Genomic DNA, 22,630 nt, shown 5'->3' on the forward strand with positions numbered 1-22,630 from the left:
TTTATCACATCCTGCGGAGACAATCCACTTGGAATGAAGACCATTACAACAAAAAAAAGCCCCGCCGTTAGGCAGGAGTACATATGCAAATAACTAAATTCGCTATTCCCGAAGTAATCTTCGGCAACGGAAGCATTAAATTTCTTGCCTCGTGCGCACAACGTCTAGGCGCCAAAAGAGTTTTTCTTGTCAGTGACAAAGGCCTTGAGTCTTGTGGATGGGTCCAGCAAGTCATGGACCTTCTCGCAGAGGCAAAACTCGAGTGTATATACTTTAATGATCTGACCGCCAACCCCCGAGATACTCAGGTTCATAGGGGAGCGGAACTTTACCATGAAACTAACGCCGACGTCATAATCGGCCTTGGGGGCGGAAGCCCCATTGATGCAGCAAAAGGAATAGCCACCATCGTCAGCAATGGCGGAAAGGTCAGTGACTATGAAGGGGCAAACCGCATAAGCCACCCGCTGCCACCCATGATTTTCATCCCTACTACAGCAGGTAGTGGTTCAGATGTTTCCCAATATGCAATCATTAGTGATAAAGAACGTGAAGTTAAGATGGCGATTATCAGCCGCTCACTAGTTCCAAATATTTCGATCATCGACCCGGAGTTACTCGTAACGAAATCGCGCAAACTTATTCTTGCCTCCGCGGTGGATGCACTGGCTCATGCGATAGAATCCTATATCTCAAGACTAGCTTCTCCATTCACCGAGCCACAGGCATTAAATGCCATCAAGCTGATCGCCGAAAACCTCGAAGCTGCTGCAAACCATAAAGACCCTGAAGCTCTTACACAACTTGCAATTGCAAGCACCGCCGCAGGAATGTCATTCAGCAACGCTGGACTGGGAGTAGGTCATGCCCTAGCCCACGCCCTTGGTGGACGATATGACGTTATGCACGGTATGGCCCTGCCTATTTTGCTGCCGTCTGTGATGCGCTTCAACATTCCAAGCTGTAAGCTAAAAATAGCAACCATCGCTCGGACAATAAACGGAGCAAGTCTCTGTTCTATAGATGAACAAGCAGAACAGGTCTGTGATTCGTTGCAAAAAATGTTCGAAGACTTAGGTGTTCCCATGCGCCTCAGAGACCTTGTCCCTGACGAAGCCGATCTGGAAGAAATATGCAAGGTCGCAGTAAATGATGCCTGTGCAGTTCCAAACCCAAGAGAAGCCAATTGGCAGGACCTCCTCGGAATCTGTAAAGAGGCATGGTAATGAGCTCAAATACATCACTCACAGACCTTATTGGAATTGAGCATAATAAGCTTAATTTCTTTCAGGAATTACAAAAAAACATTGAAGAACTTACTACTATCAACTTGCAATCTGAAGACCAGCGGCGCGAGATTGCAGCCATCCTTGATGGAGTAACAGATGTAATGATGGTTCTTTCAGAAAATCTGGAAATCATATCGGTTAACCATGTTTTCGAAGAACTTTTTCCGGGCATAAACCCCATAGGAAAGACCTGTTACAGTCTGTTTAGAAACGTCGACAAACCCTGCCCAGAATGCCCGGCTTTTCGAGCTATTTCCACCAACTCAGTATGCAAAGAGACAGCTATATTCCGTGTTGACAGCAGAAATCTTCAGTTTGATATGGTCGCGTCCCCGCTTAAACATCCTGACCTGACTGAAAACCGCATTCTCATATTCAAGCGGGATGTAACATTAGAAAAAGAGTATCAGGCAAAATTTTATCAGGCTGAAAAGATGGCGACGATTGGTGTTCTTGCCGCAGGTGTTGCACACGAGATTAACAACCCCATGGCAGCCGTAGCTGGATTTGCAGAAGGTATACAGCGCAGACTTGCCCGGCTTGACGAATCCGTACCGGACGACTTAGCAGACGATTTGCATGACTACACCGACACTATCCTGAAAGAATGCTCAAGATGTCAGGACATTGTTAAAACATTACTGTCTTTTAGCCGCCCTGTAGCTGCAGACTTTCTACCGGTTGATATCAATCAAGTGGCTAAAGACACACTTCGCCTTCTGGATCATCAGCTTAGGAAAAATAAGGACATAAATCTTACAACTGAACTGACAACGCCAATACACCACGTTCATGGGGATGAAGCTCAACTTAAACAGGTTATTCTGAACCTGATGACCAATGCCGTTGACGCTGCGGGAGACTCGGGCGAAATTAAGCTTCAAACATTTACCGAAGGCGATAACGTCGGTCTGAGAGTCTGTGACTCGGGTTGCGGAATTCCGCCCGAAAACATAGATCTTCTTTTTGAGCCGTTTTTCACGACAAAATCAGTGGGCCACGGGATCGGTATCGGACTTTCCACCTGTTATAATATAGTTAAAGATCACAACGGTGAAATAGTAGTAGACAGCACCCCCGAAGAAGGCTCCTGCTTCACAGTTCTTCTACCAATTAAGTGAGATAATATATGCCTGAAACATACAAAATTCTAGTTGTGGATGATGAAGAATCCATACTCAAGCTACTGAGCAAAGAACTAACCAGCTCAGAGCGAGTCGTCCACACAGCCAATTGTGCGGAAAAAGCTCGAGAACAAGTACGTAAAGATCGTTATGATGTAATCATTTCCGACATCAGACTACCTGATGGAGATGGACTCGACTTACTGACAGAGTTCAAAGACATGGAACCTGATGTCGAAGTTATCCTCATTACCGGACATGGCAAGATTGATAACGCAGTAGAAGCTATCCGCATCGGCGCTTACGATTATATCACCAAACCGTTCAGATTGGACAGAGTTGAACTGGTAGTTGATCGTGCCTGGCAGCGAGTTTGTTTGCAGCGAGAAAATAGAAGTTATAAACATTCACAAAGCGGAACTGACAAAACGCAGCTTGTTGGCAACGCGTCCTCAATAAAACACATCAACCACCTTATTCATAAGGTAGCTCCTACAAATGTTCCGGTTCTCATAACCGGGGACTCGGGAGCGGGTAAAGATGTTGTTGCCCATAGCATCCACCTTGCCAGCGAGCGCTGCGGAAAACCGCTTATAGTTAAAAACTGTGCTACGCTGCAAAAAGAACTAGCTCGAAGTGAACTTTTCGGCCATACACGCGGCTCTTTTACTGGAGCCATGGATAACAGTGACGGCCTTATGACCTTCGCCCACACTGGAACACTTTTTCTAGACGAAATCGGAGAACTGCCGATGGAAGTACAGGCCTCGTTGTTACGAGTCCTTGAATCGCATAATTTCAGGCGTGTAGGGGAAAAGGATGAGCGAACAGTGGATATTCGCTTTCTTTTCGCGACCAACCGAAACCTCGCTCTGGAAGTCGAAGAAGGAAGGTTTCACGAAGCCCTTTTCCACCGCATAAATGTTTTTAATATCAATATTCCGCCCCTGAAAGACAGACGCGAAGACGTACCTCTACTTGTAGACTTTTTCCTGACCAAACTCGGCCAGCAAATGGGGCAGGGTGAATACTCCATCAGCGAAAAAGCTATGAAATGCCTGCTTTCTTATTACTGGCCAGGAAATGTCCGCGAACTTCGCAACGTGCTTGAACGCAGTATTATCCTATCGGACAATTATGTTATCACCGCGAACTGCCTGCCGAAAGAAATTGCAGACCAGCCGGAAAGAGACAGCGAAATCGGAGTGCTCTCACTCGAGCGGATGGAAAGAGAACATATCATCAAGGCGCTCAGTTTCTTTAATAACAACCGTCAGAGAGCAGCAGAAGCCTTAGGAATAGGGCGCAAGACTCTTTACCGTAAAATAGACAAATACAACCTATAGAATAGAAAGAATCACACTCTCGCAGATTCAGAGAAACTCACGAAACAATAAATCCCGAAGATAATATTTCTTCGGGATTTTTCTATTGCCAAGTATGACACACACACCCTATACACTGAGCCAAAACGACACACACACTCCTCATCCCCCATTCTAAATACCCCCATTGAGATTGTGCTTTTTAGAACAAGTATAATCAGGGTTAAATAGACCCACGGACAAGGCACTTGTATACAAAAACGCAAACCACCATACCTCATAAACTACTAGAATGTATGAAGTTACAACTTGGCCCCGTTATTGCTATATGAGAGCTATTAATAAGCACTCGGCAAGCCCAACCTTCAATAACCTGTAGCTTTAAAGGATGGTCCAACATGGCAGTACGTGAACAAGTAAACGGTTTCTTTATTCCTAGCGTTACCCTTATCGGTATCGGCGCACACAAAGAAATTCCAGCTCGCATTCGCTCTCTTGGTGGCAAGAAGCCTCTCCTCGTTACTGACAAGGGAATCACAGCAATGGGCATGACCCAGCAGATTGTAGATATCTTGAAAGCTGAAGGTATGGATTGCGTTGTTTATGATGAAACTATCCCTAACCCTACCGACAAAAACGTTGCTGACGGCGTAAAAGTATACAAAGACAGCAATTGTGATGCTCTTATCTCCCTCGGTGGCGGTAGCTCACATGACTGTGGTAAAGGTGTAGGACTTGTTGTAGCTAACGGTGGAACAATCCACGACTTCGAAGGCGTAGACAAATCTACTAAACCAATGCCTCCTTACCTCGCAGTTAACACAACTGCTGGTACTGCTTCAGAAATGACTCGTTTCTGTATCATCACCGATACTTCTCGCAAAGTTAAAATGGCAATCGTTGACTGGCGTGTAACTCCAGGCATCGCACTTGATGATCCATTGTTAATGATGGGTATGCCACCGTCCCTTACAGCAGCAACAGGCATGGACGCTTTGACTCACGCAGTTGAAGCTTATGTTTCTATCATCGCTACCCCGATCACTGACGCTTGTGCTGAAAAATCTATCAGACTTGTTTCTGAACACCTGCGCGCAGCAGTTGCTAACGGACAGGACATCAATGCTCGTGAAGGCATGTGTTACGCACAGTACCTAGGCGGCATGGCTTTCAACAACGCTAGCCTCGGCCACGTACATGCTATGGCTCATCAGCTTGGTGGATTCTACGACCTTCCACATGGCGAATGTAATGCTATTCTTCTTCCACACGTTGAGCAGCACAACCTGATCGCTAACCTTGACCGCTTCTGTGACATGGCAGAATGGCTTGGAGCAGATGTATCCGGTATGTCCAAACGTGACGGCGCAGAAGCATGTCTCACAGCTATCCGCCAGCTTTCTAAAGACGTAGGTATCCCTGACGGCTTGATTGCTCTCGGCGAACGTTACGGCAAGAAAGTATCTGAAAAAGATATCCCAACTATGACAGCTAACGCACAGAAAGATGCTTGTGGTCTTACTAACCCGCGTTGCATGACAGACGAAGCAGTTGCAGCTATCTACAAAGCAGCTCTTTAATTAAAAAAAATGGTAGATTCCGGCATTCAATGCCGGAATCTACTTCTCACAAGATTCGGTCAGCGGACAGTCCGGGCTTACACAGATATGGATTTTGTTAAGGCAACCCCAGACTGTTCGAATAGCTTGAAAGCATGAGTTCGGGTGGAGCTGTACTCAAACGCACTTTAAGCTGGCTACATATTTCCGAGGGGGGTTCACTCCCCCCCCTCTGATATATCCTCTAAGAAGAAGGCTCAAAAGATCTCTGGCAAAATACATGCCTCCCATCATTATTATTTCATCTCTCACTTATTTCACATCATACTTATTTCACATCTTTCAGAACTTATTTATAAGCTCTTAGTTTTTGCGTCGAGCGCACCCATAAAACATTCTGTCATCCCAAATATTTTGAACTCTGCCCCTGTACAATTACGCCCTCCCTTATTAAGTACTTCTGACAAAGACCGACTCCCTTTTCTGAAAAAATTCAGACATACTAAATATCTTTAAGGAATAACAATGTTCATCCTCGAAAAACCATATGTTTCTGATTTGCTCAAAAAGACTTTAGCAGACCTGAATGCAAAAGTTCTTGGTAATGAGACTGCACACGAAGCTATGCAGAATTCACCGCTTTCTCTTCTTAGTGAGCTGGAATTTATTAATAACTATAATGATAACCCTGCACAGCCGGTCTATTCCAATTCCGAAAACGCAATTGACTGGATCGACAACAACTTAGGCTCCAGCGATTTACCGCAAAAGATTCGCCTATTTAAAGACAAAGCAGCCTTCCGCGATCTCGTAAAAGATATTTACCCAGACTTCTTCTACAGAACGGTAGAATTCGAGGATCTCGATTCCATCAATCCTGGAGAACTACCTATCCCCTGCGTAATTAAACCAAGCGTAGGTTTTTTCAGCCTGGGTGTTCACATGGTCGAATCTATTCAGGGCTGGCATGACGCTGTTTCCAAAATTAAAAATGAAGTTGAAGATATTAAGACCATGTATCCTGCAAAAGTGCTGGAACTTGATACATTCATAATTGAGCAATGCATCGAGGGTGAAGAGTTCGCAGTAGATGTATATTTTGACGGCGAGGGAAAGCCAGTAATCTTGAATATTCTAGGCCATCTGTTCGCATCAAGCGATGACGTAAGTGACAGAGTATACATAACATCCACTGAGATCATTCAAAAATGGCATAGCAAGTTCGAAGCACTGCTAACTGAAATAGGAAAACGTGCCGGACTTAAGAACTTTCCAATGCATATCGAAATCAGGGGAGATGAGAAGGATAATCTTGGCGTAATCGAGGTCAACCCCATGCGCTTTGCTGGATGGTGTGTAACGGATCTTGCCTACTTCGCATATGGAATCAACCCATATAAATATTTCATGGAAGGTCTCACGTCTGATTGGGATGAGATATTTGCGAAGAATAAAGATAAAGTATGCGCCATGGTTATTGGCGAGATTGATTCGTCCGTTGACCGTTCTAAAATAAAAAGCGTGAACTACGAAGCATTCAACTCCTATTTCACTAAACCACTTGAATTACGCAAGATTGATTACAATGAATTCCCTGTGTTCGCATTCATGTTTGCGGAAGTGGAGAAAAGCAATATGGCCGAGCTTAAGAATGTACTGCATGCGGATTTTAGTGAATATTTGGTTTTTTAGTGAGATTACTCGCTTTCACATGATCTTCTTTGACAAGACCGAACATTTACGGCAATTCCTATAGTATAAAAACAAACCTTCAAGGAGATAATATGAGTTCCACCATCGATGACTTGACCATTCAATATGAAGAAAACGGTGAAATCGTTATAAAAGAGTTGAATAAAGAAGTGCTTACGAAAGGAGCATGGACCACTATTCTTTTCCGCTACAAGCAGATTGACCGCAAAACTGAAGATTTCGGTAAAGACATGTATACCATTCGTCGTTACCAGAAGCAGAATGGTGAATACCGCCCTAAATCCAAATTCAACATTTCCAGCTCAAAGCAGGCTCGCAAGATCATTGACGCTTTGGAAGTCTGGCTCAAAGAGGAAGAAGACGTAGCGGCAGCAGCGGCTGAATAGCGCTTCCTTTTCGATTTTTCCATTGCCACTAAAAAACTCCGCTCAGAGATTCATCTCTAAGCGGAGTTTTCTTTATATGAAGCCTAAGTTTAATGATCACGCGCAAAACTAATTAACAGTATACGCCCCGCTAGCTTCAACCTTCTGTACAGTAGAATTTGAGATGGTGAACCATAAAAATTCGCTGAGCCGTGTGCCGATCTCATTCTGCTCGCTATAGTTGCAGCCGACCAGCCAACCGGAATCGGTGAAATAGCAATCCGTGCAACGTTCCATCTGCAACGTTTCGGGAAACTCTGAATTTTCCTTCAAATATTTTATTACCTCTACATAGTAACCGTCAGCTGCGGTCTTCTGAGGTTTATCGCCGAACTTTTCCAAATCTTTCATAAATTCATCGTACTTACTTTTGTAACGATTATATTTACTTTCGTAGAGACCTTCGCCCGGATTGAGCCTCATCAATTCTGCGTAGATGTCCATATTTGCTTTGAAATCACGCATTGGAAGCGTCTGCGCCTGAGCATATAATTTCTTTTCAAGCCTTCGTTGGAGCTTTTTATCGTACCCCTTGAGCTGCTTGGTGTACTTGGAGTTATCAGGTTCAAGGGAAGCAAGCTGTGAGTAATATTTGGCTAATTCTGAATAATTATACTTAGACGTGTTTTCGATTCTAAATAGCAAATCTTTTTCTGTCGCTAAATGAATGAGAGCCTTAAGCTCATCATTCATCAGATCCGTATTCTTTTCAGCGACAGCCAAAGCTGTTTCGGCGTGCCCCGTTTCTATGAGCCTTTTCATACTGAAAACAATCTTTTCACGGGCTCGATCATCTTTTTCAGTCTGAACTCGCACCTCTTCAAGGCGAATTTCTTCGGCAACGAGCGCCTCTTCAACAGCAATATCCTTTTGCACCTTAAGTACACAGATAACTATTGCGATCACAACGATTACACCTGCAATTGCAGCAAGTATTATTTTTTTACTCTGTAAAAATTCTTTAATTGGCAAAATATTCATGACTGGGAAGATACGGCCCAGAGTTAAGTCCGTCAATATCAGGAAAAAATTTAATACAAATATATCTAAAGAAACCTAAACTAATCTACTAGAGCATCCGATAAAAATACTAAGGAAGGAATACGGTCATGCAAATCGACGCATCAGCATTAAAAAGTACATACGAAGCTCCTAGCTGGCAAAACAGTCAGGCTTCGCTTTTGGGCGGGAGCCGGGCTTCTGGCGTTGGAGCGGCTCGCCTTAACGTTTCGGCCCCATCCATAAACGCTGCTGACCAATTCGCCGATCTCATTGCTCAAAAGGCGGTAGTACCGGAGAATTCGGACAAAGCTGTTCAGCAGGGAGACTTGGATTCCGCTACGTATTCCAAAGATCCTTCTGAGCTGGCTTCCGCTCTATCAGAAGCATCCAACTTCATCGAAACTAAATTCGGCAAAGAAGCCGCGACAGCCTTTAAAGGCCTTGTCATAGCAAACTCTGGCGACCAGATCACCGAAGATTCGCTCAGCAACGGACTGCTAAAGTCCATCCAGTTTATTGATAGGAATTTCGGATTTGCCGCTGGCGATCAGGTTATGAGTCATTTCAACTCAAATCTGAACAATGCTATGAACAACCATTTTGAAAACGGTTTGCAAGAACACTTTTTTGCTGCGCAGTCCGGCACGAATGCGAAAAACAATCTGGGCAATACCTTTGCTCAAATCAGCCAGCAATTCGGAGAACAAACAGCCGAGTCCATCGAAAGCCTGATTGATCAAGTTCTGAGCGAAAATGGAAACTCTCTTGATTCATTTAAAAAAGGGCTGGATGAAGCTTTAGCGCAGGCCGAAGATCTGAACCCGGGTATTACCGCACAAACAGCTCCGATGGCTGCAAGTGAGCTTATGGACAACATCCAGAACTCTGGTTCCCTAGCACCGCCCGCTAAGGGCTCTGTACTAAACGTGTCCGTTTAACTTTCAATGAGATATTTCACTATAAAACTTAATTCGCGCACCCTACGGACTATTCAAGTCCGTTTTTTTTTGCTAAGAGTTTGAATCTAAACTGACAAGCATTACATGGAGGAAAGGGATATGATGAGCTTTTTCTGGTTTTTTCTCGGTCTCGGATTGACTATCGCAGTCATCAGTTTCATCAAGGCTACAAGTTCTACAGAAGAATAGCCTCGGTATTTTTAACGGGTAACCCCGTTTCAATTTTCCAGAAAAGCCCGCAATATGCGGGCTTTTCTCATTTTGTTTTGACACCGCCCCTTCCCTGTGGCTTTATCTCTCATATTCAGTCCAACATATCTTCATATATTTTTCAGGAGCAATCGATGCCGGATTCTAAATTCATGGAACGCTTTCATAAAGATATTGACCCCATTCGCAAAACAGAATGGAGATCAGAATATAGCCGAGACCTTGCGCGCATAATACATGGCGCAGCCTTCAGGCGTCTTCAAGGCAAAACACAAGTAATGGGCACGGGTGAAGGTGATTTTCACAGAACCAGGCTGACTCATTCCATGGAAGTAGCCCAAATAGGACTAGGGTTATTTGAAGGCGTAGAAAAAGGTAGTTTGAAGGAATATGTTTCCGACAGTTTACAACCATACTTAGCTACAGCGCACCCCGTTATTTCTTCTGCATGTTATGCTCATGATCTTGGCCACCCTCCTTTTGGGCATGGCGGCGAACAAGCGTTGCATGGAAAGATGAAAGAGAGTGGCGGGTTCGAAGGGAACGCGCAAACTGTAAGACTTTTAACCAGACTCGAGAAATATCATAAAGGCAAGGGTATTAATCCCACAAGACGGGTTCTGCTTTCCGTGCTGAAATACCCAGCCAGTTTTTCAGAATACTCACCCAAAGCTCAGCGCGACAGCCATCCTCCAAAATGCTTTTATCAGAGCGAGCTGGAACTTATAAACTGGGCAATAGAACCATTTTCAGAACAAGATAGAAAACTTTTTCGCTCAATATCAAAAGGCAAGCCGCGCAACATGACTTTTGATGCATCTGTAATGGAATGCGCTGATGACATAGCCTATTGCACGCATGACTTAGAGGATATTATAGCAAGAGAAATCGTCAAAAAAGACGTCTTACTTGATGAACTTAGCACCTATTTTAACGAAAACGGACCAATTGAAATTGATGGTAAAAAGCTGAATATAGACAGCTTTACCCCGCTATTCGAAGATAGCTATGCGCGCAAAAAAAGTATCGGAGAAATTGTTAACGTCCTGATCACATCCATTTATTTGAAAGATCATGAAGAATTCGAACATCCATTATTGCGCTACAGGCTAGCTATAAATGAAAAGATAGAGCCTTTTACCGATTTCCTGAAAAAAAGGATCACTTACGGCCTGGTAGTATCGAAACCTGCAGTCAAAATGCTTGAACGCAAAGGCCAACGCATCATCTCCTCTCTTTTTGATGAATATCAGCAAGCTCCTGACCAACTCATACCAAATTGGGATGTTCTAGAAGGCGAATCCAACAGCCGTAAAATTTGCGACTACATAGCGGGAATGACAGACACATATGCGGAAAAAATATATCACCGCATGTTTACTCCCGGCGTAGGTTCAAGCAAAGATGAATTGTAGATAAACATTATAGAAAGTCGGTTAAATCATGACTCGGGAAAAAATATTAAAAGCTCTTGAAAACCATGCAGACACGTGGATGCAAATTCCAAGTGTGTTCAGAGACAAATCAGGTGCGCCTGAATTTGAAATGGTTCTGGCTAAATCAGAAATGAAAGATGTCGGAGTATCTTCGCTTGTTTTCAGAGAAACCAAAACGGGTGGGTTCGAATATGCATCGCGAGCTTTTTTGCACGCCCACCTTCAACCGAATGATATGTTTATCGATGTCGGCGCACATTTCGGACTCTACACTCTTACCGCTGCCCTAAAATTTCCCGGAAAAATAAAAGTCCTAGCCATTGAGCCGCATCCATTAAATGTTAGCAGACTCCGCATGTGGACAGAGTTTAACGAGTGCTCAGCCAGTGTAACCATAGTAGAATGCGCAGCTTCTGATCGCAGCGGGCACAGCCTGCTCAGGCTTGATTCATCCATGGGACATAGCCTTCTTCCGCGAACAAACCCAGTCGACAAAAGAGCCCCCATCAAAGTAGCTATCGACACTGTGGATAACATTGCATCTAAAGCCGGATTCACTGATTATGATGGCCGAATTTTCCTCAAAATTGATACAGAAGGCCATGAGCTACAAACCATAAAAGGGGCTATCGAACTGCTCAAAACAGGACGTGTAGCAGCCATCATATGGGAAAAAGGACACTTTCATATTACCCCAGAGGGCATGAAAGAATTCGTGGACATTATGAATATCCTACGGGACTTAGGATACGATTCATTCAGATTTCCGCACGAAGATATGGGTGGGCCGCTGATTCCCTACGTTATAAGTCACGAATCGTGTAATATTATAAGTTTGGATTCTTCAATTGCGCCGCGGCCTAACTATGAAAAACCATGGGGAGCACACTGTTCAATGTCCTCATCTATGCGCCCTAAAGCCGCTGATGAGGTGACCAAGGCATATACGGAAAGGCTTATAGCAGCAAAATCTACGGACTGCGGACGCTGGTCCAGATGGGATCACCTGCACAGTGAATCAGATATCCGCGCAGGGCTTGCTGGGCAATTTGTACCTGAACATTCTAAGGTCCTCGACGCGGGAGCAGGCATGATGCTCTTGCGCGATTATATACCCGAAACGTGCATATACACTCCCCTTGATATTGTTGCTCGCAGCAGAAAATGTATAGTTGCCGATCTCAATCAACATCAATACCCTGATCAAAAATATGATGTTATAATGGGGCTGTTTATAATTGAATTCCTTCATGAACCTGAAGAGTTTCTAAAATGGGCATACAAATCATCAAACAAATTAATTTTCACGTACTACCCTGCACGCCCGAACTCTGAAAGAGATCGAAGAATTGCAGGTTTATTTAACGACTTAGGACATAAAGAGATAGCAGAAATGATTGAGCTCTCAGGTTGGAAACTACTAAAGATGACTGGCATATCAGCTGGACAAATTTGCTACCAATGCGAAAAAAAGGATTAAAAAATGAAAATATATTCATGGAATGTTAATGGATACCGGGCCGTAATTAAGAAGAATTTCACTGAGTGGTTTACTGAAAGTGACCCTGATGTTGTCATGCTCCAAGAGACAAAAGCTCACCCTGACCAAATCCCTGACGAAAACCGCGATTACGAAGGTTACGAATCCGCATGGAACTGGTCCAAGGTAAAGAAAGGATATTCCGGCACAGTGTGCTTTTCGCGCACTCCGGTTATTTCAAAATCTTTCGGCCTGCCAGACGAAAAATACCAAGGCGAAGGACGAGTTGTGCTCATGGAATATGAGCACTTCTATCTATTCAATATTTACTACCCCAACGGGCAGATGAATGAAGAGCGGCTTGAATACAAGTTAGGCTTTTATGACTGTTTCCTTGAATATGCTGAGGAGTTACGCAAAAAGAAACCTATTGTCGTCGGGGGAGATTTCAACACAGCGCACACAGAAATTGACCTGAAAAATCCGAAACCTAATTCTGACAAGTCAGGATTTCTGCCTATTGAACGAGCATGGCTGGATAAGTTTGTTGAGCACGGATATATAGATACTTTCCGCATGTTTGAAACAGAAGGCAGCAACTACTCATGGTGGAGCTACCGCTACAACGCCCGCAAAAACAATGCAGGGTGGCGCATAGACTACTTCTTCGTATCAGAAGAATTAAAAGACAATGTGAAACGCGCATGGATTGAATCTGAGGTGCTAGGATCGGATCACTGTCCTGTCGCCATTGAATTAATTTTTCCGTAATCCGTAAAAAAAAGGCCAAATTTTGACCATTTCAACTCTTAATACAATTATATGGCCTCTTTTAGCTTAATATTATATGAGTTCTTTATTAAACAGGTACTTTGATTTGTAAGATAGTTATGAGGCTTCAAAATTAATTTTTTTTAAGGAGAGGATTATGCTCAAAGATATGCGTATTGGCCCTAAAATTGCCATTAGTATTAGTGTACTAATGATTTTAATTTTCGTAGCTTTTACGAGTATTACAGTCATTAAAACCCGAAATTCTTCAAGAATACAGGCCAGTCATATGGCCGAAGAAATGGCTAGCCGATATGGTAATCAAGTCAAAAACAATATTGAAAAGGCTCTGGATGCATCACAAGCAGGAGCTGCTGTTTTCATGGCATTTAGCAATTTCGGAGACAGATTTGACCGAGATCTAGCAGATGATATTATTAAAAAACTGACACTCTCTGATCCCATGTTTTTCGGAACTCAAGTTGTAATGGAACCAAATGCTCTTGATGGACGAGATGCTGAATATAAAGGAACTAAAGCGTGGTACGGCCCTAATGGCGAATATGGCCCTTATTTCTGGAGCGAAAATGGAGAATTGAAAGCTGAAGATCTAATTCAGTACAAGCCCGCCACAACGCGCGCATGGTACATGGGACCCCGCGATTCAGGGGGGCCGATTTTAACTGAGCCATACTATACTGAAGTAGCTAAAACCAACATGGCCACAATCAGTGTCCCAATTATAAAAAATGGTAATTTTATCGGGATCGTAGGAATCGATTTTGTTCTCGAAGCATTCCAAAAAATGGTCGGCAACATTCACCCTATGGACACAGGGTATGCTTTTCTTGCTTCTAATAAAGGCTACTGCGTAGCTCACCCCGATAAACAGTTAGTCGGAAAAAACATTACCGAAGCTTTTCCCGAAAACATCCGTTCTGAAATATCCGCTGACATTGCGAGTGGTAAGTCATTTCATAAAGATATTATCTCACCCCTCGATGGTAAAGAATACTTCTTCCTGTTTGAACCTATCGTAATTGCTGGAACAAACACCCCTTGGTCCATTGGCTTAGCGATTCCAACGCAAAAAATTTATGCTGAGTCTCATGAATTCCTTAAAGTCAGTCTTTTCCTATCTGCCGGCGCGATATGCTTAGTTCTTATCGTAGTACTACTTATCGCCCGCAGCGTAGCAACACCCATTAATGCGATGGTTGGCTTTGCACAGGACATTGCAGATGGAAACTTTGACTCAAAGCCTGACAGCCGCCGCTTTGGCGGAGAACTTCTGACTCTCTACAACGCATTGTCCAGTATGGTGACGAGCCTTGTGGAGCTGATTGGCACTGCTGAAGAAAAAACTCAGGAAGCAAAAAGGCAGACAGAAGCCGCGAATATAGCTCTTGAAGAAGCACGCCAAGCGAAAGAAGCTGCAGAGACAGCTAAAGCGGAAGGCATGCTCCAAGCCGCAAACCAGCTTGAGGAAATTGTAGATCAAGTAACATCTGCATCAGAAGAACTTACCGCGCAAATCGAAGAGTCCAGCCGAGGAACAGAAATACAGCGTGAACGAACTTCTGAATCCGCAACCGCAATGGAAGAAATGAATGCCTCGGTTCTTGAAGTGGCGCAAAATGCTTCTAATGCAGCAGAAAGCGCACTTGAAGCAAAGAGAAATGCCGAGGATGGTGGTACAATCGTCGCAAACGTTGTCTCCTCTATCAATTCCGTCAATGAAGCCACCGAGGTTATGGTTTCGGGCCTAAACGAACTTGGTGGGCAGGCTGACGGAATCAGCCAAGTTATCACCGTCATCACCGACATTGCAGACCAGACCAATTTGCTAGCTCTTAATGCGGCAATTGAAGCTGCACGAGCTGGAGAAGCAGGTCGCGGGTTTGCTGTTGTTGCAGATGAAGTCCGTAAACTTGCAGAAAAAACAATGCAAGCCACTCATGAAGTAGGCCAAGCAGTGCACGCAATCCAAACGGGAACTCGTAAAAACATTGATGAAATGAACAATGCTGCGAAAATGGTAGTCCAGAGCACTGATTATGCCAACAATGCAGGAGAAAGCCTTCATTCTATCGTTGAAATTGTTGATATAACCGCGGATCAGGTAAGATCGATTGCTACTGCCAGCGAAGAACAATCCGCAGCCAGCGAAGAAATTAGCCGAGGAACTGAAGAGGTAAATCGGATTGCAGCTGAAACAGCAGAATCCATGGACCAATCCATGCGGGCAGTAACGGACTTAGCTAGACTATCTTCAGAATTGCAGAACTTAATTGAAGAACTTAAAGACGTTTAAACTCGGAATAAAAAGACAATATAAAAAGGGTGTGGTCAAACCAGAGTTTTTCGGTTTGGCCACACCCTTATTTTAAAAAATAGTATTTTTATGAATACGTTTTAGAACAAGGTTAAAATATGATCACCTGCTACCTGCGCTATGTCATAGACCCATACAAATTGGACGAGTTTAAACATTATGGAGAACTCTGGATTCCGCTCGTAAATAAATTTGGAGGAATTCATCATGGCTATTTCCTGCCGCACGAAGGCGCAAATAACATAGGCCTTGCCCTGTTCAGCTTTCCATCGCTAGCTCTCTATGAAGAATACCGCGAGAAAATAAAGGAAGATCCTGAATGCATAGCGGCAATGGACTATTCAGCAAAAACAAGGTGCATAGTCAGCTTTGAACGCAGTTTTATGAAGCCTGTTTTTGAATGATTTCTGCCAATATCCTAGCAATACCGATTAACCCTGCACACCTTAGTCTCTTAACTACCCATATTTAATATTAAAAGCGGCTCACTTGAACAATTAAGTGAGCCGCTTTTCGGCTTATTTTATATTACTCTATCTTTTTACTTGAAATTGATTATCAAGTTCATTAAGACTTGTTTCTAACAGCAACCTAAACGAAAGGAACAAATCATGACAATGACTACATCCATCTCATCCAAGAACAAACGTGACTTTTTGAAAAAGACTTTAAAAACTCTCTCGACCCGCACAGTTAAATCAGAATTAGTTGAAACCGTAAATTCCAACACCAGCACACCTAGCTCTCAATCTGAGCAAAACTAACCTTCAATACAGGTCCTCAACTCACAAATTAAAGCTCAAACGTATTCCCAGTGAGATCTCATTTAATGGGAAAACTTTAAGTTAAACAACAGGAGCAATTAAATGGCTGAAGCAATTAAAGAAGCCGCGCGAATGCGCCGTGAACATGGTTGGAAAACGTATTTAATTAAATTCAATGACTATTACTCTTACACTTTCAATCCTAAATTTTTCCCTAATTTTGAGCTACTTGGAGAGGTGGATGCAGAAGGAAAGGTAAACCCTGTGCCGAAACGTAAAAAATCATTTTTCCACACGTAAAACTGAAAGTGCATGCATGATACTGAAAAGAGGATGATAAATCTAAGATTCATCATCCTCTAAAGTATCAGCAGTCTGCTCCGCAATTCGCTCGGCAACGTCTAGCAATTCCGGTGGGATTACCCCGTCACCTGTTAACTGCCTAAATAGCTCTTCTTCTGACAAGCCGGATGAGGTTGCTACTGCAAGCTGCTTCGCTGTAAATTCAATGTGTTTCATTGGGGGGTAATACTTTCATATTCTGTACTTTGCAAAGATTTTGATTTTACCATTTGCGACACAACCAGCCAAACGCTGTCGAATAGATTCTTTATCCTATTATTATTGGGAATGACGAATTTGCTCGAATAATTATTTGGCATAGATGCTATTGGGCGAAAGAGAAAAGGACAAAAGTTAAGATTAGACTCTGCGGTGAAATACAAACAATTTTATCAGAAAAAACAGAGTATCGCACAGTCAAAAAGACCGAAGTCAGGAGGGCTAGTGCATTTAAAGCATATAGAGGCGGAGACCCCGAACATGGCGATTATGGATGTTCCAATAACCCGTGGACGGGCGATAGTAAGTGCGCAAATTATTAGTGCAGTTTTTCTACTGGCAATATTGTTGACAGGCTGTCAACAGCATAGAGTGACAGACGCGTCCTCTTTTCTGGGACCGCCAATAGGGGAAACTATCCACCTTGAAAGGATGTCAGATGGCGCGGTAAAAAAGAGAATCTGCACATCCATTTCTAAATCAGGCGTTTACTCCATCGAAGAGAGAACGAGGTTCATTAATGGAGACACCACGCAAAAGGGACTGCCAGAGTGGCTTATGCGCATCCTTAGAGGTGAAGAAGATCTTGTTGAGAACTACACGCTAGAAGCGAAAGATGACAAATTAATAGTTACGAGAAGTGAAGAACCGTCCTTCACAATGATGGACTTTAAAAATCCGAAATGGGTTCAATACGGAACAATGTACCCTGATGGAAAATTTAAAGTGGAATACCGCATTGTTAAAGAAGAGGTTGCTAATATCCTTGGAAAAATGCGGAAAGTTGTATATGTGGAGACACATAGCCGTTTTGGCAAAAACGCATATACTATTGCTTCAGGATTAGGAATGATTCACTCTGAAATTCACAATGAAAACTCCGTCTCTGTTGATTTTACCCTAAAAGAATAATCACCACACTCGCCAACGAATCTTTTGGATAAACATAACGAATGCCGCAAAACAAGAAAAAGGGTTAGCTAAATAATTAGCTAACCCTTTAATTTTATCATTCAGTTCCCCAAAGAGAATGCTGATAATTCAACTATGAACTTCTAATATTAGAAGTCGTAATTGAAGGATTCTACAGCAGCGTTACCGCGAGCCTGAGAAGCTTTGAGGCGTTCTTCAAGTTCAACTTTGTATTTTTCGAGATCGAGCTCAATGCGGGCAACACCTGTGTCCATAGCAGCTTTAACGACAGCAGGAGCAACGCGAGTCAGTACACGAGGATCAGTTGGTTTCGGGATGATGTAATCCATACCGAACTCAAGTTTATCTACGCCGAAAGCATCACAAATATCCTGTGCTACAGGCTCTTTAGCTAGCTCTGCAAGAGCCTGAGCTGCTGCCAATTTCATTTCAGCATTAATGATGGTAGCACGACAGTCGAGTGCCCCGCGAAAAATGAAAGGGAAACAAAGAACGTTGTTAACCTGGTTAGGGTAATCGGAGCGGCCTGTTCCCATGAGGATATCAGGACGAACTTCTTTAACGTCTGGGTAAGGAATTTCAGGATCAGGATTAGCACAAGCAAAGATGATTGCGCCCTGAGCCATGGTTTTAACCATATCCTGATTGATTGCGTCTTTAACAGAAAGGCCAAGGAACATATCTGCGCCGACCATGCAGTCAGCGAGGGAGCCGTGATCTTCTTTCTGTGCGAAGTCAGCTTTAAAGCCAGTTACACCTGCGCGACCTTCGAAAAGGAGTCCGCGAGAATCAAACATGAAGATATTTTCACGGCGTACGCCTACAGTTACATATAATTCGGAACAAGCAATCGCAGCGGCGCCAGCACCTGATACTACAATCTTGATTTCGCCAATATTTTTTCCGGTAATCTCAAGAGCATTAATGATACCTGCAGTGGAAATAATAGCTGTTCCATGCTGATCATCATGGAAAACAGGAATATTCATTTCTTCCATCAGTCTTCTTTCAATTTCGAAACACTCAGGAGCTTTAATATCTTCGAGATTAATACCACCGAAAGTAGGCTCAATCATTTTACAAAATTCGATAACTTTTTCTGGATCAGTAGCATCAATGTTAAGGTCATAAACATCAACGTCTGCGAAAATTTTAAACAGTACGCCTTTACCTTCCATAACAGGCTTACCTGCAGCAGGACCGATATTACCAAGGCCGAGAACTGCTGTGCCGTTTGAAACAACAGCAACAAGGTTCCCTCTACCTGTGTACTCATAAGACAATTCTTCGTCGGCGTGAATCGCGCGACAAGCTTCTGCTACACCTGGTGAATATGCCATTGAAAGGTCTTTTTGAGAACTACAAGGTTTGATGGACATCACTTCCAACTTACCTTTTCTACCATCACTATGATACTTTAGAGCTTCCTCTTTTGTGAAAAGAGCCATGCCTCAACCCCCATATAAAAGTGTTTCTGATGATTGGCCGATCAACTAAACTATCCTTTCCCTATTGCTGCAAGCCCAATTGGTCAAGCTTTCTTAGCAATTTTGTAATTTTTCTCTTCCTAACATACAAAATTATCATACTCCACCTCATATAGAGTAGACAGGGCCGAAAGATAAATCTACTAACTTCCCAGCCACCTTACCTGGTGACATTAAGACAAATTTGAAAATATTACATATAAATTATTCATATAAATAAGTTAATCGTTCCTCCAAAGCTCCGCGGAGATAAAATGTTACAAGACCTCAGTATAGTACTGTTTCGCACCAAATATCCTGAAAATATAGGGTCGACTGCCCGCGCCATGAAAAACATGGATTGCTCAAGCTTAATACTAGTGACCCCGCCCATATGGAATATGGAAAAAGCAATGCCGCTTGCTACCGCGAAAGCTCATGAGCTGGTTGATAATGCAAAAATATGCCCGGACCTCAGTACAGCTCTTGCTGGCCACACAAAAATATACGGCACAACAGCCCGCACCGGAGGCTGGAGAAAAGGAGCTTTAACCCCGGCCTCAGCCGCCCCGCGCATAGTGGAGCAGCTTCGAGCCGGAGAAAAAGTCGCCATTGTTTTCGGTCCTGAAGATAAAGGATTGACCAACGATGAAATAAAGCTCTGCTCGCAACTGATTAACATACCTACGAGTGAAGAGAGCAGTTCCTTAAACTTATCACAGGCTGCCCTGATCCTTCTTTATGAATGTTTCAAACATTCACTTGAAAATCCTTTTGTCCCCGCAGGACCTCCCGGCGAACGTTCTACGACTTTTGAGGAGCAAGAAGTTTTACTTGCAAACTTGCAGGAAACACTTTCTGAGATTGACTTTTTAAATGAAGACAACCCCGAATACTGGATGCTCCCTGTAAAAAGATTCATGGCGAAACTGGATATTAAAAGAAATGAATTCAACTTGCTGATGGGAATTTGTCGGCAGGTAAAAATGGTTGTTCAAAAAAATAAAGAAATTAATTTGGAAAAGAAGTGAAAACTACCTTCTCAACAGACCAAAATATCGATATCGTGAAGGCACAATACTTCAGAATACGCGCGGAGCCTATAAATGACCGATTCTAGTACAATCCAAGACCTCAAAGGGGTTTTTTCCTGCCAAAAAGTTGCCAAAGTAGGCACAGGAACAACTACGCGCAGAGTGGCGCAGGTTGGATATTATTTTGTTGAGCAATCAGGTAAAGACGAATTTGATGTTCGCCCTCTCAACAGTAATTTTGTTCCTATCGGAAATGCGGAAAAAATAGACCGTGAAACACTGCTGAGAGACTACACTCCAGAGCCTGAAATGTACCACAAGCAGGTTTTGCCGAACATGAAAGATCTTCAGAAAACCCTTGCGCGCGCAGACAGAAATCGTAAACAGGGCAATTCTTTCAGCGCTGAAATGGAATATTCCAGTGCAGTAAAAGTTGACGAAACCAATGTGCGGGGCAACTTCGGAGTTGGTCTTTGCTTCATGGAAAGAGGCGAAACAGAACGCGCAAATGACGTATTCACCAGGCTCATTTCCATGGATGCTGCATTTGAGAAAGAACACAAACACCTCTTTAATGACTTCGGGATTAACCTTCGCAAGTCAAAAATGATTCCTCAATCTATTGAGTACTATGGAAAAGCAATATCTCTCAGCCCGGATGACGAGCACCTCCAATATAATATGGCCAGAGCTTATTTCGAAGCAGAAGATTACGATAATGCTCGCAAGGTGCTGGCGACATGCCTTGAACTTAATCCTGAATTTGCAGAAGCAAAGAAATTCATTGCCTATCTTGATAAAAATAAACTGGGCTGATTCCCCAAAAACCTTTATAGAGATGACATGAACTCTATTAAAGGCTTTATCATTGCAGGCACGCACAGCGGATGCGGCAAGACCTCCGTCACCCTAGGATTGATGGCTGCTTTTGCGCGCAAAGGTCTACGGGTTCAGCCATTTAAAGTAGGTCCGGACTTTATTGATCCGGGGCACCACTCCAGGGCCGCAGGACAGATCTGTCACAACTTAGACGGCTGGATGCTTTCTAAAAACACTTTGCGCGACATATTTTCAAGACATTCGCAAGGCTCTGACGCCGCCATTGTTGAAGGTGTTATGGGGCTTTTTGACGGATACTCAGCTCTTGAAGAGACCGGCTCCACCGCACACTTATCAAAGGCTCTAAATCTGCCTGTAATTCTTGTTGTGGATGCACGCGCTATGGCTCGGTCCGCAGCTGCGCTCATTAAAGGTTTTAGCGAATTCGACCCGGACACTGCTGTTGCCGGAGTGATATTCAACAGGGTCGGAAGTAAAAATCACGAACAAACTCTGCACGAAGCAATTTCTCTGACGGATATTCCTCTGGTCGGCTGTTTACCTAGACGACCGGAAATCGAAACACCATCACGCCATTTAGGGCTGATTACTCCTGAACACTTAGAAGATTTGGAAGGTAAATACGCGGCTCTTGCCGATTGGGTTGAAGAACACCTCGACCTTGAAACAATCCTCGAAGCATTGCCGGATATCCCTATGGAGCCGCGCTTCGATGAACTGCCAATGATCCCACGTACAAGAATCGCAATTGCGCAGGATGAAGCATTCACTTTTTATTACGAAGAAAACCTGCGCATGCTCAGATATGCCGGGGCTGAACTCGTGCCATTTTCCCCCATAAATGATAAGGAACTGCCGCTAAATATTTCAGGCATTTACCTTGGCGGAGGTTATCCTGAACTCTCTGCATTTGATCTCGCACAGAACACGAAACTACGCAGAGCCATTGCCGAATTCTCTAAATCCGGCAGGCCTATATACGCTGAGTGTGGCGGTTTCATGTATCTTATGGATTCCATTTCAAATAAGGAAAGAGTCTTTCCAATGTGTGGTATTTTTCCCTTCCGCTCAATTATGCAAAATAGATTTCAAGCTCTCGGATATAAAGAAATAGAACTCACCGAAGACTGCATCTTGGGGCCGGCAGGAACTATCGCCAGAGGGCATGAATTTCACTACTCAGCTCTTGAAGATATGCCGGAATCAGCTGAAAAATGTTACATGGTCAGCAATAAAAAAGGTGAGCCTACCCCTGAAGGTTTTATTACTGAAGGCAATACTTTGGGCAGTTATATTCACCTCCACTTTGCCAGTAATCCAGACATTGCGACAAATTTTGTTGATTCATGTGTCAACTTTTCCGAGCAGGAAGAAGACTAACTATCTTCAACCGAATCGTCTTTT

21 protein-coding genes are annotated in these 22,630 nt (G+C 43.4%); 18 read left to right on the forward strand and 3 right to left on the reverse strand.

Going from position 1 to position 22,630, the window contains the following annotated elements; genetic code table 11:
- The first annotated feature begins 83 nt into the window (after positions 1-83).
- From BR06_RS0105905 to BR06_RS0105930, 6 genes are all read left to right on the forward strand, one after another.
- Positions 84-1,226: an iron-containing alcohol dehydrogenase gene (locus tag BR06_RS0105905; RefSeq protein ID WP_031481244.1), complete on the forward strand. Its 1,143-nt coding sequence runs from the start codon at positions 84-86 to the stop codon at positions 1,224-1,226.
- Positions 1,226-2,410 (forward strand): two-component system sensor histidine kinase NtrB, encoded by a 1,185-nt coding sequence (locus BR06_RS0105910; protein WP_031481246.1) that lies wholly within the window; start codon positions 1,226-1,228, stop codon positions 2,408-2,410. The genes BR06_RS0105905 and BR06_RS0105910 overlap by 1 nt, the downstream gene beginning before the upstream one ends.
- 8 nt (positions 2,411-2,418) lie before the next feature.
- Positions 2,419-3,759 carry a sigma-54-dependent transcriptional regulator gene (locus tag BR06_RS0105915; RefSeq protein WP_031481248.1) on the forward strand — a complete coding sequence of 447 codons (1,341 nt, stop codon included), beginning with the start codon at positions 2,419-2,421 and terminating at the stop codon, positions 3,757-3,759.
- Positions 3,760-4,136: 377 nt separating this feature from the next.
- A complete protein-coding gene (locus tag BR06_RS0105920; protein WP_031481250.1) occupies positions 4,137-5,318 on the forward strand; it encodes an iron-containing alcohol dehydrogenase in 1,182 nt (393 codons plus the stop codon).
- Positions 5,319-5,822: 504 nt separating this feature from the next.
- Positions 5,823-6,989 carry an ATP-grasp domain-containing protein gene (locus BR06_RS0105925; protein WP_031481252.1) on the forward strand — a complete coding sequence of 389 codons (1,167 nt, stop codon included), beginning with the start codon at positions 5,823-5,825 and terminating at the stop codon, positions 6,987-6,989.
- A 92-nt stretch (positions 6,990-7,081) separates the two neighbouring features.
- Complete coding sequence (locus BR06_RS0105930; protein ID WP_031481254.1) at positions 7,082-7,396, forward strand: hypothetical protein; 315 nt, start codon at positions 7,082-7,084, stop codon at positions 7,394-7,396.
- 108 nt (positions 7,397-7,504) lie between these two features.
- Here BR06_RS0105930 and BR06_RS0105935 read toward each other — a convergent pair whose 3' ends face one another.
- Positions 7,505-8,416, reverse strand: a complete 912-nt coding sequence (locus BR06_RS0105935) for a hypothetical protein (protein ID WP_031481256.1) — start codon at positions 8,414-8,416, stop codon at positions 7,505-7,507.
- A 128-nt stretch (positions 8,417-8,544) separates the two neighbouring features.
- Here BR06_RS0105935 and BR06_RS0105940 point away from each other — a divergent pair, with 128 nt between their 5' ends.
- From BR06_RS0105940 to BR06_RS0105980, 8 genes are all read left to right on the forward strand, one after another.
- Complete coding sequence (locus BR06_RS0105940; RefSeq protein WP_031481258.1) at positions 8,545-9,375, forward strand: hypothetical protein; 831 nt, start codon at positions 8,545-8,547, stop codon at positions 9,373-9,375.
- A gap of 365 nt (positions 9,376-9,740) precedes the next feature.
- On the forward strand, positions 9,741-11,021 hold the full coding sequence (locus BR06_RS0105950; RefSeq protein WP_051676942.1) for an anti-phage deoxyguanosine triphosphatase: 1,281 nt from the start codon (positions 9,741-9,743) through the stop codon (positions 11,019-11,021).
- A gap of 28 nt (positions 11,022-11,049) precedes the next feature.
- Complete coding sequence (locus BR06_RS0105955; protein WP_031481262.1) at positions 11,050-12,522, forward strand: FkbM family methyltransferase; 1,473 nt, start codon at positions 11,050-11,052, stop codon at positions 12,520-12,522.
- Between the two features lie 3 nt (positions 12,523-12,525).
- On the forward strand, positions 12,526-13,293 hold the full coding sequence (locus BR06_RS0105960) for an exodeoxyribonuclease III (RefSeq protein WP_031481264.1): 768 nt from the start codon (positions 12,526-12,528) through the stop codon (positions 13,291-13,293).
- A 157-nt stretch (positions 13,294-13,450) separates the two neighbouring features.
- On the forward strand, positions 13,451-15,607 hold the full coding sequence (locus BR06_RS0105965) for a methyl-accepting chemotaxis protein (protein WP_031481266.1): 2,157 nt from the start codon (positions 13,451-13,453) through the stop codon (positions 15,605-15,607).
- Positions 15,608-15,726: 119 nt separating this feature from the next.
- Entirely contained in the window at positions 15,727-16,032 is a 306-nt protein-coding gene (locus tag BR06_RS0105970; RefSeq protein ID WP_031481268.1) for an NIPSNAP family protein, read from the forward strand.
- A 207-nt stretch (positions 16,033-16,239) separates the two neighbouring features.
- Positions 16,240-16,392 carry a hypothetical protein gene (locus BR06_RS20290; protein WP_156952662.1) on the forward strand — a complete coding sequence of 51 codons (153 nt, stop codon included), beginning with the start codon at positions 16,240-16,242 and terminating at the stop codon, positions 16,390-16,392.
- Between the two features lie 102 nt (positions 16,393-16,494).
- Positions 16,495-16,692 (forward strand): hypothetical protein, encoded by a 198-nt coding sequence (locus tag BR06_RS0105980; RefSeq protein WP_031481270.1) that lies wholly within the window; start codon positions 16,495-16,497, stop codon positions 16,690-16,692.
- 42 nt (positions 16,693-16,734) lie between these two features.
- Here BR06_RS0105980 and BR06_RS20295 read toward each other — a convergent pair whose 3' ends face one another.
- Positions 16,735-16,911 carry a hypothetical protein gene (locus tag BR06_RS20295; protein WP_156952663.1) on the reverse strand — a complete coding sequence of 59 codons (177 nt, stop codon included), beginning with the start codon at positions 16,909-16,911 and terminating at the stop codon, positions 16,735-16,737.
- Between the two features lie 267 nt (positions 16,912-17,178).
- Between BR06_RS20295 and BR06_RS0105990 the strand changes: the two genes are divergently transcribed.
- On the forward strand, positions 17,179-17,865 hold the full coding sequence (locus tag BR06_RS0105990; RefSeq protein WP_156952664.1) for a hypothetical protein: 687 nt from the start codon (positions 17,179-17,181) through the stop codon (positions 17,863-17,865).
- 149 nt (positions 17,866-18,014) lie between these two features.
- On the opposite strand, the gene BR06_RS0105995 is transcribed toward BR06_RS0105990, so the two are convergent.
- Entirely contained in the window at positions 18,015-19,334 is a 1,320-nt protein-coding gene (locus BR06_RS0105995; protein WP_031481274.1) for a malic enzyme-like NAD(P)-binding protein, read from the reverse strand.
- A gap of 293 nt (positions 19,335-19,627) precedes the next feature.
- Between BR06_RS0105995 and BR06_RS0106000 the strand changes: the two genes are divergently transcribed.
- The 3 genes from BR06_RS0106000 (at position 19,628) to BR06_RS0106010 (ending at position 22,606) form a co-directional block, all read left to right on the forward strand.
- Entirely contained in the window at positions 19,628-20,383 is a 756-nt protein-coding gene (locus BR06_RS0106000; protein WP_031481276.1) for an RNA methyltransferase, read from the forward strand.
- 75 nt (positions 20,384-20,458) lie between these two features.
- Positions 20,459-21,202 carry a tetratricopeptide repeat protein gene (locus BR06_RS0106005; RefSeq protein WP_031481278.1) on the forward strand — a complete coding sequence of 248 codons (744 nt, stop codon included), beginning with the start codon at positions 20,459-20,461 and terminating at the stop codon, positions 21,200-21,202.
- 27 nt (positions 21,203-21,229) lie between these two features.
- Entirely contained in the window at positions 21,230-22,606 is a 1,377-nt protein-coding gene (locus BR06_RS0106010; RefSeq protein ID WP_031481280.1) for a cobyrinate a,c-diamide synthase, read from the forward strand.
- Positions 22,607-22,630: the final 24 nt, after the last annotated feature.

The organism is Maridesulfovibrio frigidus DSM 17176, assembly GCF_000711735.1.
GTDB classification, from domain to species: Bacteria; Desulfobacterota; Desulfovibrionia; order Desulfovibrionales; family Desulfovibrionaceae; genus Maridesulfovibrio; species Maridesulfovibrio frigidus.